The sequence below is a fragment of the Gammaproteobacteria bacterium genome, from assembly GCA_021648145.1.
In the GTDB taxonomy this organism is placed as follows: domain Bacteria; phylum Pseudomonadota; class Gammaproteobacteria; order JAADGQ01; family JAADGQ01; genus S141-38.
In genome coordinates this window covers 169539-185691 of record JAKITI010000001.1, presented here as the reverse complement: position 1 = coordinate 185691, position 16153 = coordinate 169539, and the positions used below count along the sequence as shown (strand labels likewise).

Here is a 16153-nt window from a genome sequence, read left to right as displayed (position 1 = left end):
AGCTAGAAAACTCCTCATTAAGTCATAGCAATGCATTTGTTAAAAGTCGTACTTGGACGCATCACACTTGAAGCTATTTTTGCACTTGGATGATAATACCCTTGCAGATCCACTGCGTGCCCTTGCTTACTATTTAACTCGGCAATAATTTTATTTTCATTCACGGTCAATGCTTCAGCCAGTGGTTCAAAGTGAGCTTTAAGCTCAGCATCTATAGTTTGCGCCGCTAACGCTTGCGCCCAATACATGGCGAGATAAAAGTGACTGCCACGGTTATCCAACTCGCCGACTTTACGTGATGGAGATTTATTGTTACCAAGGAGTCGGCCTGTCGCCTCATCCAGAGTGCTGGCCAACAATTGTGCTTTAGTATTCTTGAAGTTCACAGCCAAATGCTCAAAAGAGGCGGCTAATGCCAGAAACTCACCGAGAGAGTCCCAACGCAAATGATTTTCTAAGACGAACTGCTGAACATGCTTGGGCGCAGATCCACCCGCGCCGGTTTCAAACAGGCCACCTCCGTTCATCAACGGAACAATAGAGAGCATTTTTGCAGAGGTGCCTAACTCCAGAATAGGAAACAGATCTGTGAGGTAATCGCGCAAGACGTTACCCGTGACTGAAATAACATCTTTGCCTTTTTTGATTTGCTCCAGAGTGAAACGGATCGCCTTTCTGGAAGGCATCACTCGAATATCCAATCCATGCGTATCATGATCTTTCAAATATTGGCTAACTTTTTTGATGATTTCTGCATCATGAGCTCTATTTTCATCCAGCCAAAAAATTGCAGGAAGGTGAGTGGCTCGTGCACGGTTAACAGCCAATTTCACCCAGTCCTGAATCGGTGCATCTTTTACCTGGCACATCCGAAAAATATCGCCTTCTGAAACAGTTTGCTCCATCAGAACAGTGTTATTGTAATCAACAATACGAACCACACCCTGGCCAGACATTTGAAATGTCTTATCATGAGAACCATACTCTTCTGCTTTTTGTGCCATCAACCCTACATTTGGCACCGTTCCCATAGTCGTTGGGTCAAAGGCACCATGTTCTTTGCAAAAGTTGATGGTTTCCTGATAGATACCTGCATAACAACGGTCAGGAATAACGGCCATTGTATCTTGTTGTTTGCCCATTTTATTCCACATTTTGCCTGAGCTACGAATCATTGCTGGCATTGATGCATCAACAATCACATCACTGGGAACATGCAAGTTAGTGATACCTTTATCAGAATCAACCATGGCAATATCTGCCTTGGCTTCCATCACAGCATTCAAATCATCTTCAATTTCAGTTTGTTTATCTGCCGCTAAAGATTGGATCTTGCTGTATACGTCCCCTAAACCATTATTAGGATTGACACCCAGCTCAGCAAAGATGTCAGCATGTTTATTAAACACCTCTTTAAAAAATACGGAAACAGTTGCACCAAAAATAATAGGGTCGGACACCTTCATCATGGTTGCTTTCAGGTGCAGTGAAAATAAAACACCCCGCGCTTTAGCTTCATCAATGGCTTCGCTTAAAAAGTCGTGCAGGGATTTTTGGCTCATCACAGCAGTATCAATCACTTCTCCTGCAAGCAATGGCGATGTGGCCTTTAATTCATTAACTGAGCCATCGCTTCCAACAAACTCAATTTTGTATTCGGAGGCTTCAGAAATAGTTACAGACTTTTCCGAACTGTAAAAATCACCTTCTGACATATGGGATACACAGGAGTTTGAGTCGGCAGACCAGGCGCCCATTGAATGAGGGTTTTTTTTCGCATAATTTTTAACTGACAGGGGCGCACGACGGTCGGAATTGCCTTCACGTAACACAGGGTTCACAGCACTGCCCAACACTTTAGCGTACGTTGATTTAATGGTCTTTTCTTCATCACTTTGGGCTGTAGCAGGGTAGTCTGGCACAGCATAGCCATGCATTTGTAACTCTTTAATAGCATCACATAATTGAGGTATTGATGCACTGATATTGGGTAACTTAATAATATTTGCTTCAGGCTTTTTGGCCAGTTGCCCCAGCTCAGTTAATGCATCCCCGATACGTTGCTCTTCTTTCAAATATTCAGGAAAGTTGGCAATAATTCGTCCAGACAAAGAGATATCACGGCTTTCGATTACAACATTTGCAGCATTAGCAAATGCTTTTACTATCGGAAGAAATGAACAGGTTGCTAGAGCGGGGGCTTCATCCGTTAGCGTATAGATAATCTTTGCCTTCTCTGTCATGCGTACTTCCTTATTAATAATTAAATATTGAAAAAAACACCTTATTTTACCAGATAGACCTTTCACTGAACTAAATATTTTTCAACTCTATTCGATAACAATACGATAAATAAAAAGTATATAGGGTTTGCGATTAGTAAATATTTTTGGTATAAGTGCCGCCCTGATTTCAAGATAACCTTAATTAGAGTTAAGAGGAACATCTATAATGGCTTCAGCGTTGACTGATTTTAAAGGGTTTGTACCCTATCAAGAGGAGAGTCACGAAGAGTATATGGAGAGCCGTCAGGTTCAACATTTTCGTGAAATTCTAGAAGCATGGCGTCAAGAGCTCATGGAAGAAGTTGACCGTACAGTTCATCATATGCAAGATGTGGCTGCAAATTTTCCAGACCCAAATGATCGAGCCTCTCAAGAGGCAGAGTTTTCCATGGAGCTGCGTACTCGTGATCGTGAACGAAAATTAATTAAAAAAATTGATAGCGCACTCAACTCTCTGGACAGTGGTGATTATGGGTTTTGCGAGTCATGTGGCGAGGACATTGGTATTCGCCGTTTAGAGGCACGCCCTACAGCTGAAAAATGTATTGATTGCAAAGTTTTGGATGAGATTCGAGAAAAACAGCTAAGAGGTTGAGATCAATCTAAAAATTATAGTAACTCCCCTTGGTAAAGCATACCAAGGGGTCTTTAATGGCACTTATTTTTCATATTTTCGTAAATTATTGGCGTTAGAAAACTCAATAATGTAACGATAGGCCGATGGATTGTTTGTTTCCAGATCAGCATCAATCACAATACATTTAATTCCATTCCTTATAACGGGTTGAACCCCTTTGGCATAGTGCAAGCGATGATCTGAACCAAACTGTGCAAGAGTGGTAGATAATCTTTCAGCCCAGTCGCTGGGACGAAATTTGCTACCATCCTCCCTGACACCTTCAATAATGATTTGATTGTATTTTTTTGACATTACAGGTATAGAATCTCTTTTACCATTACGGACTACATCATCTACTCTTCTTGCTGTCGCTAGCATAATTTTAATAACCTTTCTTTTTAATAAACTCTACTGAGAGATTCTGCTCATCAAGGCAGATACTCCCCCTATAGCGTCTCAAAAGAGAGTCATTTTAGTCTGATCCATCACAAAAATAGAATTCAGTGGCCTACAAGGCGGCGGAGCTTAACATGCACATCATTTGAAGGCCAACGCCTATTTTATACGCTGTGCAGTCGCAATCATCTCTTCGGCATGGGCGAGTGTTTGCCCAGTAATCGTGATACCCCCCAGCATGCGTGAAATTTCTTCAATGCGGGATTCATTTTTCAGCTCAATAATAGTGGTATGGGTGCTGTCTGATTCGGATGTTTTATTAACTTGAAAATGATTCTCTCCTAATGCGGCTACTTGCGGTAGGTGTGTCACACACAGAATCTGCCGGTTCTTACCCAGCGCACGCAATTGTTGACCCACCACTTCAGCCACGCCACCACCAATCCCCACGTCAACTTCATCGAAAATCATCGTCTCAACACTGGCATTATTTGAAAGCGATACCTGAATGGCCAGGCTAATACGAGATAGCTCACCACCAGAAACTACTTTTGTTAATGGTTTTAATGGCTGCCCCGGATTTGTTACAACAAAAAATTCAATTTTTTCTAAACCAGAAGGGGAGGGCTGTTTTTCAATAGAGGTAAAACAGATTTCAATATAGCCGTGTGGCATTCCAAGTTGCTGCATTTTTTTGTTCACATGAAAAACCAGTGTTTCAGCAGATTTTTTGCGATTTTCACTTAATTTTAATGCATGTTGATGATACTCTGTTTTAGCTGCTTTTATTTCACCTTCAATTTTCTCTGCTTGGCTTTCCAGGTCACCAAGCTCAAAGAGCTCTTGCTTTAAAGTTTGATGCAGCTCGACTAACTTTTGTGTGGGAACATGGTGTTTGCGTGCAATATCAAAAATATCAGCCAAACGTTGTTCAATTGACTGTAACTCTTCGGGATTAATCTCTAATCCATCTAGGTAGTGTCGAAGATCATTCGTCATCTCTTGCAGTTGCAGTGATATGCTACTTAGCTGTTCATTAGCCACTGTCAGTTTATTATCCATCTCTGTGAGCTGCCCAAGTGAGGTTACATGCTGCGATAACTGCTGAGTGATTGAATGCTCATCGCTGTCATGTAATTGCTCCAAAAGCGTTTGAACACCAAGACGCAAACGGTTTGCATTGGCTAAGCGCTTATGTTGCTCGTCAAGTTTCTGAAGTTCATTGGGGGCTAAATCAAGATCATCAAGCTCTTTGACCTGATAACTCAACAGTTCAAATTTTGCATTACGCTCTTCATTTTTTTGGCGTAATGATTCGAGCTGTTGCTGTAGTGAGTTCCAGTGTTTACAGGTCAATATAAGTTTCTTGACCAGATCACTATTACCTGCATAAGTATCAAGAATGTCCCCTTGTTTTTCGAGCTGCATCAGTGATTGATGTTCATGTTGACCATGAATATCGACAAGCAAACTGCCAAACTCCCTGAGCTGGTTAAGAGGGATCATCCGACCATTTATATAAGCTTTTGATCGTGCTGTTTTTGATAAGATGCGACGAATCAAACATTCACCCGACTGGTCAAATTCATATTGAGAAAGCCACTCAGCGGGTGCTGAATCTGAAGCAATAGAAAATTCTGCACAAATTTCTGCGCGTTGGCAGCCATGACGAATCATACCTGGATCGGCACGGTCACCCAGAATCAACCCGAGCGCATCAATGAGTATTGATTTTCCGGCACCGGTTTCCCCCGTCATGACTGTCAAACCTTCTTTGAATGACAGCTCCAGTTGATTAATGATTGTGAAATCACGAATTTGAATATGTTCTAACATATTCTGCATTTACCCCCAACGCAATTTTGCTCGGAGCACTTCGTAATGATCATGTTCTTCTGGGTGAATAAGTTTGATGCCATGCAAGTATTTTCGAATGTTAACTCGATCGTTAGATTTTAAATTGTAGCTGTTTTGCCCATCCCATGTGATCTGGACATGCTCTTGATCTTCAGGTGTCACTATAATCTCAATATTACTGTCACCCGAAATAACAATAGGGCGGTTGCTCAGAGTATGCGGACAAATTGGTACTAAAGCCATTGCGTTAAGCGTCGGATAAAGAATGGGGCCGCCGCCCGATAATGCATAAGCGGTTGACCCAGTCGGCGTGGAAATAATCAAACCGTCAGAGCGCTGGGTATTAACATAGCGTCCATCAATAAGAGTTTCCAGCTCAATCATTCGAGCCATGTTCCATTTGTGAATGACGACATCATTGAGTGCAACACCTTCACAGAGAATTTTTTCATCTCGATAAACAGAAAACTGCAATGCACAACGCGCCTCCTCAAAATAGTTACCTTGAAGAATCTCTTTTATGCCAGCAATCACTTCGGTTGATGAAATATCAACCAAAAAGCCAAGTCGCCCAAGATTAATTCCTACGATAGGAATATTGTAATCAATCAATGCGCGCGCAGCGCAAAGCAGCGTGCCATCCCCTCCAATAACAACAATCAGATCACTTTGTTCACCAATGGTCTCTCGCGAAACAGAGTCAACATTCAACGCTGAAGAGATTTCAGCAATTGTTTCATCCACTAGAATATGGAGGTTTTGTTCTTTTAAAAAAGCCCCAAGTAGCTGGGCAGTTTCCTGTACTTTAGGATCGTTTCTTTTGCCTATCAGGCCAATAATGTCAAATGCCGAGCGTTTCATGTTTTCCCGTTCTAGTTGCTTCTAGGAGCCTGCCAAACTTACCATAGCACCTTGAAATTTGCCAACCTTCCCCCATAGTGATGGTGTGATTTTAGTTAATTGATTGGAGATAGATAAAGATGAACAACGAAGATAAGAACTCTTCGAATAATTCAACAGAAAAATCTGCTGAAATCGAAAATCATGCTGCAGATGAATTTTTGCCAGAAGAGTGTTCAAGCGAGGGTGGCAGTGAACTTGATATTTTACAAGAAAAGCTGGAAAAAGCCGAAAGCAAAGCTGAAGAAAACTGGAATAAATTACTTCGCTCACAAGCTGATCAGGAAAATATTAAACGCCGTACGGCTCGTGATCTGGAGAGCGCTCATAAATTTGCTCTGGAAAAATTCGCACTGGAACTACTTCCCGTTAAAGATAGTCTGGAGTTAGGCGCTGCGGCCGCCACTGACAGCGATGCAGATGAAACGCTCAAAAAAATACAGGACGGTATCGCTCTAACTTTGAATATACTGGATTCAGCATTTAAAAAATTCAAAATTGAAGAGGTTGATGCTGTAGGGGAAAAATTTAACCCTGAGCACCATCAAGCAATGTCAATGCAACCAAGTGCTGATGTTGAACCGAACACCGTGCTCAATGTGTTTCAAAAAGGGTACTTGCTAAATCGTCGGTTACTACGACCTGCCATGGTGGTGGTATCACAAAAAGTTCCTGACAATAAAGAAAACACAGAAATTGATGAAATGGCTTGAAAAAATTTCAAACGCCCCAATTATTCAATTCAACACGAATCAGGATCAGAGGTTATAAAAATCACGATCCTGAATTTAATTTATTTTCCAAAATAAAGCACGAACGAACGGAGAAAAAACAATGGGTAAAATTATTGGTATTGACTTAGGAACAACAAATTCCTGCGTATCTGTAATGGAAGATGGTAAAAGCAAAGTCATCGAAAATAGTGAAGGTGATCGCACCACACCATCAATTGTCGCATTTGCAGATGATGGTGAAGTGTTGGTTGGACAATCGGCAAAACGCCAATCTGTTACCAACCCTAAAAATACTCTGTTTGCGATTAAACGTCTGATTGGTCGTAAATTTAAAGATGATGTTGTTCAGCGTGATATTAAAATGGTGCCTTACACTATCGTTGCTGCCGATAATGGTGATGCTTGGATTGAAGTGCAAGGTAAAAAAATAGCCCCTCAAGAAATTTCTGCTCGTATTTTGCAGAAAATGAAAAAAACAGCAGAAGACTATCTCGGTGAAGAGGTGACTGAAGCGGTCGTCACTGTGCCCGCTTACTTCAATGACTCACAGCGCCAAGCCACCAAAGATGCGGGTAAAATTGCAGGTCTTGATGTCAAACGCATTATAAACGAACCCACCGCTGCAGCATTAGCTTATGGAATGGATAAAAAGCATGGTAACGCTACTGTTGCTATTTATGATTTGGGTGGTGGTACATTTGACGTTTCAATCATTGAAATTGCTGAGATTGATGGTGAGCATACGTTTGAAGTCCTTGCAACCAATGGTGATACTTTTCTAGGGGGTGAAGATTTTGATTTACGCTTGATTGAATACCTCTCTGGTGAATTCAAAAAAGATAGTGGTATTGACCTGCACAATGACCCACTTGCACTGCAACGCTTAAAAGAAGCGGCGGAAAAAGCCAAAATTGAACTCTCTTCAACGCAGCAAACTGATGTTAATTTACCTTATATTACGGCGGATGCTTCAGGCCCGAAACATTTGAACATCAAATTGACTCGAGCCAAACTTGAGTCATTGGTTGAAGAGTTAGTGGCTCGTACCATTGAACCATGCCAGATTGCTCTGAAAGATGCTGGGTTAAGTACATCAGAAATTGATGAGGTTATTTTGGTCGGTGGCCAAACCCGTATGCCTAAAGTTCAAGAAGCGGTTGCAGAATTCTTTGGTAAAGAGCCTAGAAAAGATGTAAATCCAGACGAAGCCGTTGCCATGGGCGCAGCCATTCAGGGTGGAGTACTTGGCGGTGAAGTTAAAGATGTGTTGTTGCTGGATGTCACACCATTATCGTTAGGTATCGAAACAATGGGTGGCGTGATGACCAAGCTCATTGAAAAAAATACGACGATTCCGACTAAAGCATCACAAGTATTTTCTACAGCAGAAGATAACCAGACCGCTGTGACGGTTCATGTACTGCAAGGTGAACGTGAAATGGTCTCTGGCAATAAGTCACTGGGGCGTTTTGATTTAGCTGATATTCCACCTGCGGCACGTGGTACACCACAAGTTGAAGTGACTTTCGATATTGATGCTAATGGAATTCTGAATGTATCAGCGAAAGATAAAGCGACTGGCAAAGAGCAATCCATCATCATAAAGGCTTCCAGTGGGCTTTCTGATGAAGAAGTTGAAAAAATGGTGAAAGATGCCGAAGCCCATGCAGAGGAAGATCGAAAATTACATGAGCTTGTTGATGCAAGGAATCAAGCTGACACCATGATTCACGCAACACAAAAATCGATGAAAGAGCTGGGTGAAGATAAACTTGAAGGCGATGAAAAACAGAGTATTGAGACTGCAATTGAGGCTTTAGAAGAAGCCATGAAAGGTGATGACAAAGCTGAGATTGAGGAAAAAACTCGTGATTTAACAGAAGCTTCGGCCAAAATGGCAGAGCGCCTTTATAGCCAGAAAACACCCGATTCTGGAGCTGAGGGTGATGTAGAGGGCTCTAAGGAAAAAGCTAAATCGGATGACAGCGTTGTTGACGCTGAATTTGAAGAAGTGAAAGAGAATAAAAAATAGATCTCGCACCTGAAAGTCTGAACTTGGGGATGGCTCGAGTGCTAAATTAGCGCTCGGGCTATACTTGTTTATAGCCAACCAATAAAGTATCACTCATGTCAAAAAAGGATTATTACGAAGTTCTTGGTGTCCAGAGAAATGCCAGTGAAGCTGAGCTGAAAAAAGCATATCGTCGCTTGGCAATGAAATACCACCCTGACCGTAACCCCGATGACAAATCGGCGGAAGAAAAATTTAAAGAAGCTAAAGAAGCTTACGAAATTTTAAATAATGCACAAAAGCGTGCGGCCTATGATCAGTTTGGGCATGCGGGTGTTGATCAATCTGCAGGCGGGGGTGGTGGCTTTCAGGGAGGAGGCTTTAGTTTTAGTGATATTTTTGATGATGTATTTGGCGGCACTGGGGGAGGGCATTCACACAGAGGAGGGCCGCAACGCGGAGCGGATCTTGCTTACAACTTGGAACTCAGTCTGGAAGAGGCTGTTCACGGTAATACAGTCAAAATCAATATCCCTACAAAGATTCCCTGCTCAACTTGCAATGGTTCCGGTGCAAAGAAAGGCAGCAAACCAAAAAAATGTACGACATGTGGTGGGGTAGGCCAGGTTCGAGTGCAACAAGGTTTTTTCTCTATTCAGCAAGCCTGCCCTAAGTGTCATGGTGAAGGCACAGTTATTACGGATCCTTGTGGTACATGTTACGGACAAGGTCGTGTTAGCAAGCAAAAAACGCTCTCTGTAAAAGTACCGGCAGGTGTTGATACGGGTGATCGTATTCGTTTATCTGGCGAAGGTGAAGCGGGTGGCGGAGCAGGGGCACCATCTGGGGATCTGTATGTACAAATTCGGGTACGCCAGCATCCGATATTTACTCGCGAAGAGAATGACCTCTATTGCGAAGTGCCGATCAGCTTTTCAAGTGCAACATTAGGCGGGAGTCTGGATGTACCGACACTGGATGGCCGTGTAAAACTGAAAATACCCTCAGAAACTCAAACAGGTAAAGTTTTCAGGCTGAGAGGTAAGGGTGTTAAGTCAGTACACAATAATCGCCTAGGTGACTTACTGTGTAAGGTCACAATAGAAACACCAGTTAATTTAAACAAAGCTCAAAAAGAGCTACTTGAAAATCTTGAAGAGAGCATGGGTGGAAGCCGAGGAAAACATAGCCCTAAAGCGGGGTCTTGGTTTGATAATGTAAAACAATTTTTTGAAGAGATGAAATCATAACTTATGATTAAAGTTGCGGTGACTGGCGCTGCAGGGCGTATGGGGAAAAATTTAATAAACTCCTGTGTTCAATCGCCTGAAACTCAGCTTAGTGCTGCGATTGAGCACTCACAGAATGAAGCTTTGGGCGTTGATGCAGGCATTGTCGCGGGTGTGGGAGCACTCAATATCAGAATTAAAGATTCAATTCAAAAAGCGGTTCAAGACTTTGATGTTCTTATTGATTTCACCCGTCCAGAAATTACTCTTGAAAATATTGAAGTGTGCCGTAAATCTGGAAAAAGTATCGTTATTGGTACAACAGGATTCACTCCAGATCAAATAGATATCATTAAATTAGCAGCAAAAGAGATCCCAGTTATTCTTGCACCTAATATGAGCGTGGGTGTGAACTTATGTTTAAAACTATTGAAAACAGCAGCTCAAGTACTGGGTAATGATGTTGATATTGAAATTATTGAAGCACATCACCGCCATAAAATTGATGCTCCATCTGGAACAGCACTTCGCATGGGTGAAGTGATTGCAGAAAGTTTAGGTCGCGATTTATCTGAATGCGCTATCTATGGGCGTGAAGGTATTAGCAAGGAACGTGATCGCCGTACGATTGGTTTTTCGACTGTTCGTGCTGGAGATATTGTGGGTGATCATACCGTTATGTTTGCCGATATCGGTGAACGAATTGAAATTACACACAAAGCATCCAGTCGTATGACTTTTGCAAACGGAGCACTTCGTGCTGCAATATGGTTGAAAGGCAAAGAGCCCGGTCTCTTTGATATGCAAGATGTTTTGGGTCTCAAATAAATCGTCTATATTTGACATAATATACATTATGCGAAGTAGAGTGCATGTAAAAAAAGCCGATTTAATTAAATCGGCCTCTCCTTTTCTATTTAAGCTGAAATCCTGAATAAGTTTCGGTTAATACCTCTGCGATTGAAACACCAATGCGTTCGGCTAACTGCTCAAAATAGTCTGGATGTCTTGTAAAATCTTCGATACGCTCTACACCAATCAATTCGCGCGCAACGTAACTGCTGCTACCCAAGCCATCAACTAAGCCAAGCTCTATACTTTTTTCACCCGTCCAGACAAGCCCACTAAACAGTTCTTCATTACCTTCTTGCAAACGATCTCCACGCCCTTTTTTCACTGTATCAATAAACTGCTGGTGAATATTATTTAACAAACCTTCTATGTGTCGCTTATCTTCAGGCCGTGCGGGTGAGAATGGATCCATAAACCCTTTGTTGTCGCCTGCAGTTAATAATCGACGTTCAACCCCTAGTTTTTCCATCGCTCCAGTAAAGCCAAAACTATCCATCAAGACACCTATGGATCCAACAATACTGGCTTTATCTGCATAGATTTTATCTGCAGCGGCGGCAATATAATAACCTCCCGATGCACACATATCGGTAATAACTGCGTACACAGGGATATCTGGATATAATTCACGAAGACGGTATATTTCATCACTGATATAACCCGCTTGTACTGGGCTGCCACCAGGGCTGTTAATTCGTAGAATGATACCAGCAGTGTTTTCATTCTCAAACGCTGATCGCAGACTTGTGATCAAATTATCAGCGCTGGCTTCAGCATTGTCAGCAATAACACCGCGTACCTCTATAAGCGCAGTATGTTGGCCTGGACTGATTCCCCCGCCCCCACCAAACTTACCTGATAAAGCAAATATCATGAGTACTATAGCCAGATAAATAAACATTAAAGACTTGAAGAAAATACCCCAGCGCCTTGCCCGTCGCTGCTCTTGAAGTGAGGCCAATGCAACTCGACTAATCAAATTGCGTTCCCAAAGCTCTTCTTTTTTAGCAGTTTTATCAACTTTCACCCCATTTTTTTCAACAGGCTTTGCTTTGCTCTCTGTTGCATTCCAAGGGGGTTCTATTTTTTGTGTTGGTGGTGGAATTTTGTCAGTCATTTTTATTTATTTTATATAGAGTTAGCCTGTCACATTATTTAACACAACCTACAGGGTTATACGGTAAAAACGTTTAGTGTACCATTTCAGTCAAAACTAATTGTTTAAATTTCTTCATTTTTCAGTTGTGTTAAGTAATTTTTTAACTCTTTGGGTAACTGAGCGACGATGTGATAATGTTTTTCCGTCTGTTTCAACTTGAATTTTAATGAGTAAGCATGTAAAAACATTCGTTTCAATCCATTTTTTCGAACACGCTTGTTAAATGAAAAATTTCCATATTTTTCATCCCCAACAACAGGGAATCCAAGTGATGCGGTATGCACTCGGATTTGGTGCGTACGACCCGTTAAAAGCGATATATCCAGCAGCGCCATTTCTCGGAATTTTTTATTCAGTTTGACGGAAGTTTTTGCTTCTTTACTCCCCTTCTCGCCTTTTTTTGCTGCTCGAACACCTTGTTGCTTCTCATCATTGATTAACGGAATATCAATAAGGCATTCATCACGATTCCAACGCCCTTTAACCAAAGCCTGGTAGCACTTCTCAATTCCATGATTGTCTTTTAATAGTTCATGTAACTCGACAAGAACCAACCTATTTTTAGCAATAATTAAACAACCGGATGTTGCTCGATCCAACCTATGAACAAGTTCTAAAAAAGGAGCATCAGGAAAAATGGAGCGAAGTATTTCAATAATACCGTATTGAACTCCACTGCCCCCATGAACAGCAATTCCAGCCGGTTTATTCAAAACGAGCAAATTACCATCTTCGTAAATCACACTTTTCAATACTTGTTCAGAGATATGCTGATTGGGTTTAATATTTTTATTAGCGACGACTTGGTGTCGAACAGGAGGGATTCGTACAACATCGCCTAGTTTAAGTTTATAAACATGCTTGATCCGACCTTTATTAACTCTGACCTCACCTTTGCGCACTATTTTATAAATATGCGTTTTAGGAACCCCCTTTAACTGGCATAAAAGAAAATTGTCAATACGCTGTCCCTGATGCTTCTCTCCAACCTCAATGTACTGCACATTATTAAATACTTTTTCTGAGATCATTTATCTAATAAATTCATCATGTTATAGAATATACTTCATCTGAAATAAAATAAATCAATAAAAAATACTGTATTTTTATTGCAATATATGCTTGAAAAGGTAAAAATGCGCTCCATATTCTGTAATTGAGCAGCACCATTATATATGTAAGATTGCTCGATAGACAGAATGCAGTTTGAACGACGTTTTCGTTAACTGACAATTTATCAGGAAGTGTACCTCTTTAAGAACAGACGACAAGAAGCCGGTGAAAAACTAATATAAAGGAATGTGTACGAAATAACGTTCCTATAGCAGGCATTATAAAGCAAACAAAAAACCAAATATTATTGCCTAGAAAGCGCCAAGTAGTTTGGTGTGACAGCTTCAAAAATTAAATTCTTTAGAGCACACAGATAAATTTAAACTAAAGGGATTTATTGGTTTAGTTACTTTCAGGGTGAATACTCTCCCTGATGAATCAATATAAATATAATATTAAATAGACTGCGCTCCCGTTAATCATTTAATTAGTCGGTTGAGCGCTTGATTGAGAGATAAAATTAAAATGAAAAGAATGCTGATAAACGCGACTCAGCCAGAAGAGTTGCGTGTTGCAATTGCTGACGGCCAACATTTAACGGACCTTGATGTTGAAACACCCGCTAAAGAACGTAAAAAATCTAATATATACAAGGGCAAAATCACCCATATAGAGCCTAGTCTGGAAGCCGCTTTTGTTGATTATGGCGCAGATCGTCATGGCTTTCTTCCTATCAAGGAGGTGGCTCCTGCCTATTATATCAATGAACCTCAAGGTGATAATAAACGCCCTCACATCAAAGATGTCCTACAAGAAGGGCAAGAGATCATCATTCAGATTGATAAAGAAGAGCGAGGCAATAAAGGAGCCGCGTTAACCACTTATATTAGTCTGGCAGGTCGTTATCTTGTCTTAATGCCAAATAATCCAGGAGCGGGCGGTGTCTCACGTCGTATTGCAGGAGAAGAGCGCAACGAATTGCGTGAAGTTTTGAGTTCACTGACTGTTCCTGAAGACATGGGGCTCATCGTCAGAACGGCTGGAGTTGGGAAGAGTGGAGAAGAACTTCAATGGGATCTCGATTATCTAGTGAGTGTATGGGCTGCCATTAAAGCCGCCACACAAGACCGCCCCGCCCCTTTTCTGGTCTACCAGGAAAGTAAGCTGATTATTCGTGCCATTCGAGACTATCTCAGTAAAGATGTCGGTGAAATTCTGATTGATGATGAAACACTTCATCAAGAGGCATGTGACTTTATGCAGCAAGTGATGCCGCAAAACCTGAGCAAATTAAAGTTTTACACAGATGAAGTTCCCCTGTTCACCCGATATCAAATCGAAAGCCAGATTGAAGGTGTTTTCCAGCCAGAAGTTAGACTGCCTTCTGGTGGAGCAATCGTTATTGATCACACCGAAGCACTGATCGCAATCGACATAAACTCTGGACGCGCAACCCAAGGCAGCGACATTGAAGAAACGGCTCTTAAAACCAATATGGAAGCCGCAGTAGAAATTGCTCGTCAATTACGCCTCCGTGACTTAGGTGGATTAGTCGTTATTGATTTTATAGATATGACTCCTGCTCGTAATCAACGTGAGGTTGAAAGCTGTATTAAAGAAGCACTTCGCCCAGATCGTGCGCGAATCCAGGTGGGAAGAATCTCCCGCTTTGGATTGCTGGAGATGTCTCGTCAACGGCTACGCTCTTCACTGGCTGAATATAGTCAAAGTATTTGTCCTCGCTGTACCGGACGTGGCCATGTACGCAATGTAGAGTCATTAGCGTTGTCTATATTACGCGTTATTGAAGAAGAGGCGATGAAGGGTGGAACGGCCAAAATTATTACTCAGGTTCCCGTCAATGTTGCAACTTTTCTGCTAAATGAAAAGCGTCTGGATATTCAAGCCATTGAATCCAGGCAAAAAATACATGTTGTTCTGGTGCCTAATACTGCGATGGAAACACCCCATTATGAAGTGAGCCGAGTCAAACAAGATGGCTCTTCAGTAAACGCAACTCATATGCCCAGCTACGAAATCGCTAAACCTGCAGAAAATGAGCTCATTACAAGCGCATTTGCTGCAAAACCCACAATCGAAAAGCCTGCTGTGGGTCGAATCAAACCAAGTGGACCCGCTCCCACACAAGGTACAAGCTCAGGGATTTTAAAACGTATTTTTTCTGGTTTTGGTCTATTTAGTGGAGATGGTAATAGTAAGCAGGAAGATACAACCAAGGCATCTGAGGCAGAATCTACAGAGAGAAAAGCAACGGCTCGCCCTAATCAACGCAATCGAGGGCGAACAGGAAATAGTCAGCGACGTAATACAAATAGAAATAAAGGTACACAACAAAAAAGACCCTCAAATAGAGCAACCACTGAGCGTGGCCAACAGACTGAAAAAGAAAAAGAAACACAAACGTCTGAAAGTGTGAAAAAAGAGATTCAAAATAAGTCTGCTCAGCCAGAGTCTGGTACGAATGAAGAGAGTCGTACAGGCTATAATCGCAGAGGTCGTCGTGGTGGTGGTGGTCGCCGTCGTCGCAACCCATCAACCGATAAAACTAATACAACAAATAGTGAACAGGAGTCGCCCACAAAAACTGTAGCAAACTCAGTGGAAACTGACAGTGCTCAGAAAATGGCACCCGCCACCAAGATAGAACCACCGAAAGAGACTTCGAAGAAGCCTGTTGCTGTTCAAGAAAAACAGAAAGTCGCACCCAAAAAATCGACACCAAAGGAAAAAGAAAAAAAATCTGAACCGGCTTCAAACTCAGTGACGAAAAAAAAATCAGACGTGACAGCGACACCTAAGCGTCGTACCCCAGCAAAAGCAAAACGCGAGGTTAAGAAGCCTGCGCCGTCTATTTCACAACCAAGAAATGAAACAAATAAAACACCTAAGTCTACTAAGACTGAAAAAGAGACACCCACTGCTCCACCGAGCACAGCAAATGATGACAAGTAAGTTTTAAAGTGACCGTTCCTTAAATCTTGCAAGTGACCGTGCTTGCAAGATTTAAATTTAACACCAAACCTTACTGCTAAGAAGC

Annotated in this window: 12 protein-coding genes; 6 read left to right on the top strand and 6 right to left on the bottom strand. The window is 41.7% G+C overall.

From position 1 onward, the window contains the following. Positions 1-17: 17 nt before the first annotated feature. On the bottom strand, positions 18-2243 hold the full coding sequence (locus L3J70_00875; protein ID MCF6234926.1) for an NADP-dependent isocitrate dehydrogenase: 2226 nt from the start codon (positions 2241-2243) through the stop codon (positions 18-20). 208 nt (positions 2244-2451) lie between these two features. On the opposite strand from L3J70_00875, the gene dksA reads away from it, so the two are divergent. Beyond that, entirely contained in the window at positions 2452-2880 is a 429-nt protein-coding gene (gene dksA / locus L3J70_00870; GenBank protein MCF6234925.1) for an RNA polymerase-binding protein DksA, read from the top strand. Positions 2881-2943: 63 nt separating this feature from the next. Here the strand turns inward: dksA and L3J70_00865 are convergent, their stop codons facing one another. The 3 genes from L3J70_00865 to L3J70_00855 form a co-directional block, all read right to left on the bottom strand. After that, positions 2944-3216, bottom strand: a complete 273-nt coding sequence (locus L3J70_00865; GenBank protein MCF6234924.1) for a DUF3579 domain-containing protein — start codon at positions 3214-3216, stop codon at positions 2944-2946. A gap of 243 nt (positions 3217-3459) precedes the next feature. Further along, positions 3460-5136: a DNA repair protein RecN gene (recN, locus tag L3J70_00860; GenBank protein ID MCF6234923.1), complete on the bottom strand. Its 1677-nt coding sequence runs from the start codon at positions 5134-5136 to the stop codon at positions 3460-3462. 9 nt (positions 5137-5145) lie between these two features. Further along, positions 5146-6018, bottom strand: a complete 873-nt coding sequence (locus tag L3J70_00855; GenBank protein ID MCF6234922.1) for an NAD(+) kinase — start codon at positions 6016-6018, stop codon at positions 5146-5148. 119 nt (positions 6019-6137) lie between these two features. Between L3J70_00855 and grpE the strand changes: the two genes are divergently transcribed. From grpE to dapB, 4 genes are all read left to right on the top strand, one after another. Next, complete coding sequence (gene grpE, locus L3J70_00850; protein MCF6234921.1) at positions 6138-6770, top strand: nucleotide exchange factor GrpE; 633 nt, start codon at positions 6138-6140, stop codon at positions 6768-6770. A gap of 121 nt (positions 6771-6891) precedes the next feature. After that, a complete protein-coding gene (dnaK, locus tag L3J70_00845) occupies positions 6892-8823 on the top strand; it encodes a molecular chaperone DnaK (protein MCF6234920.1) in 1932 nt (643 codons plus the stop codon). A gap of 95 nt (positions 8824-8918) precedes the next feature. Continuing rightward, a complete protein-coding gene (gene dnaJ / locus L3J70_00840; GenBank protein ID MCF6234919.1) occupies positions 8919-10052 on the top strand; it encodes a molecular chaperone DnaJ in 1134 nt (377 codons plus the stop codon). Positions 10053-10055: 3 nt separating this feature from the next. Continuing rightward, the gene (gene dapB, locus L3J70_00835; GenBank protein ID MCF6234918.1) at positions 10056-10859 is read left to right on the top strand and encodes a 4-hydroxy-tetrahydrodipicolinate reductase; all 804 of its coding nucleotides are present in this window, start codon (positions 10056-10058) and stop codon (positions 10857-10859) included. 85 nt (positions 10860-10944) lie between these two features. Here the strand turns inward: dapB and L3J70_00830 are convergent, their stop codons facing one another. Further along, positions 10945-12000: a S49 family peptidase gene (locus tag L3J70_00830; GenBank protein MCF6234917.1), complete on the bottom strand. Its 1056-nt coding sequence runs from the start codon at positions 11998-12000 to the stop codon at positions 10945-10947. Positions 12001-12104: 104 nt separating this feature from the next. Beyond that, a complete protein-coding gene (locus L3J70_00825) occupies positions 12105-13073 on the bottom strand; it encodes an RluA family pseudouridine synthase (protein MCF6234916.1) in 969 nt (322 codons plus the stop codon). A 547-nt stretch (positions 13074-13620) separates the two neighbouring features. On the opposite strand from L3J70_00825, the gene L3J70_00820 reads away from it, so the two are divergent. Beyond that, on the top strand, positions 13621-16068 hold the full coding sequence (locus tag L3J70_00820; protein MCF6234915.1) for an Rne/Rng family ribonuclease: 2448 nt from the start codon (positions 13621-13623) through the stop codon (positions 16066-16068). Positions 16069-16153 lie beyond the last annotated feature (85 nt).

Bases quoted from the DNA above. Each gene is read 5' to 3' on its own strand.
- L3J70_00875 (MCF6234926.1), bottom strand. From the start codon at position 2,243: ATGACAGAGAAGGCAAAGATTATCTATACGCTAACGGATGAAGCCCCC.
- dksA (MCF6234925.1), top strand. From the start codon at position 2,452: ATGGCTTCAGCGTTGACTGATTTTAAAGGGTTTGTACCCTATCAAGAG.
- L3J70_00865 (MCF6234924.1), bottom strand. From the start codon at position 3,216: ATGTCAAAAAAATACAATCAAATCATTATTGAAGGTGTCAGGGAGGAT.
- recN (MCF6234923.1), bottom strand. From the start codon at position 5,136: ATGTTAGAACATATTCAAATTCGTGATTTCACAATCATTAATCAACTG.
- L3J70_00855 (MCF6234922.1), bottom strand. From the start codon at position 6,018: ATGAAACGCTCGGCATTTGACATTATTGGCCTGATAGGCAAAAGAAAC.
- grpE (MCF6234921.1), top strand. From the start codon at position 6,138: ATGAACAACGAAGATAAGAACTCTTCGAATAATTCAACAGAAAAATCT.
- dnaK (MCF6234920.1), top strand. From the start codon at position 6,892: ATGGGTAAAATTATTGGTATTGACTTAGGAACAACAAATTCCTGCGTA.
- dnaJ (MCF6234919.1), top strand. From the start codon at position 8,919: ATGTCAAAAAAGGATTATTACGAAGTTCTTGGTGTCCAGAGAAATGCC.
- dapB (MCF6234918.1), top strand. From the start codon at position 10,056: ATGATTAAAGTTGCGGTGACTGGCGCTGCAGGGCGTATGGGGAAAAAT.
- L3J70_00830 (MCF6234917.1), bottom strand. From the start codon at position 12,000: ATGACTGACAAAATTCCACCACCAACACAAAAAATAGAACCCCCTTGG.
- L3J70_00825 (MCF6234916.1), bottom strand. From the start codon at position 13,073: ATGATCTCAGAAAAAGTATTTAATAATGTGCAGTACATTGAGGTTGGA.
- L3J70_00820 (MCF6234915.1), top strand. From the start codon at position 13,621: ATGAAAAGAATGCTGATAAACGCGACTCAGCCAGAAGAGTTGCGTGTT.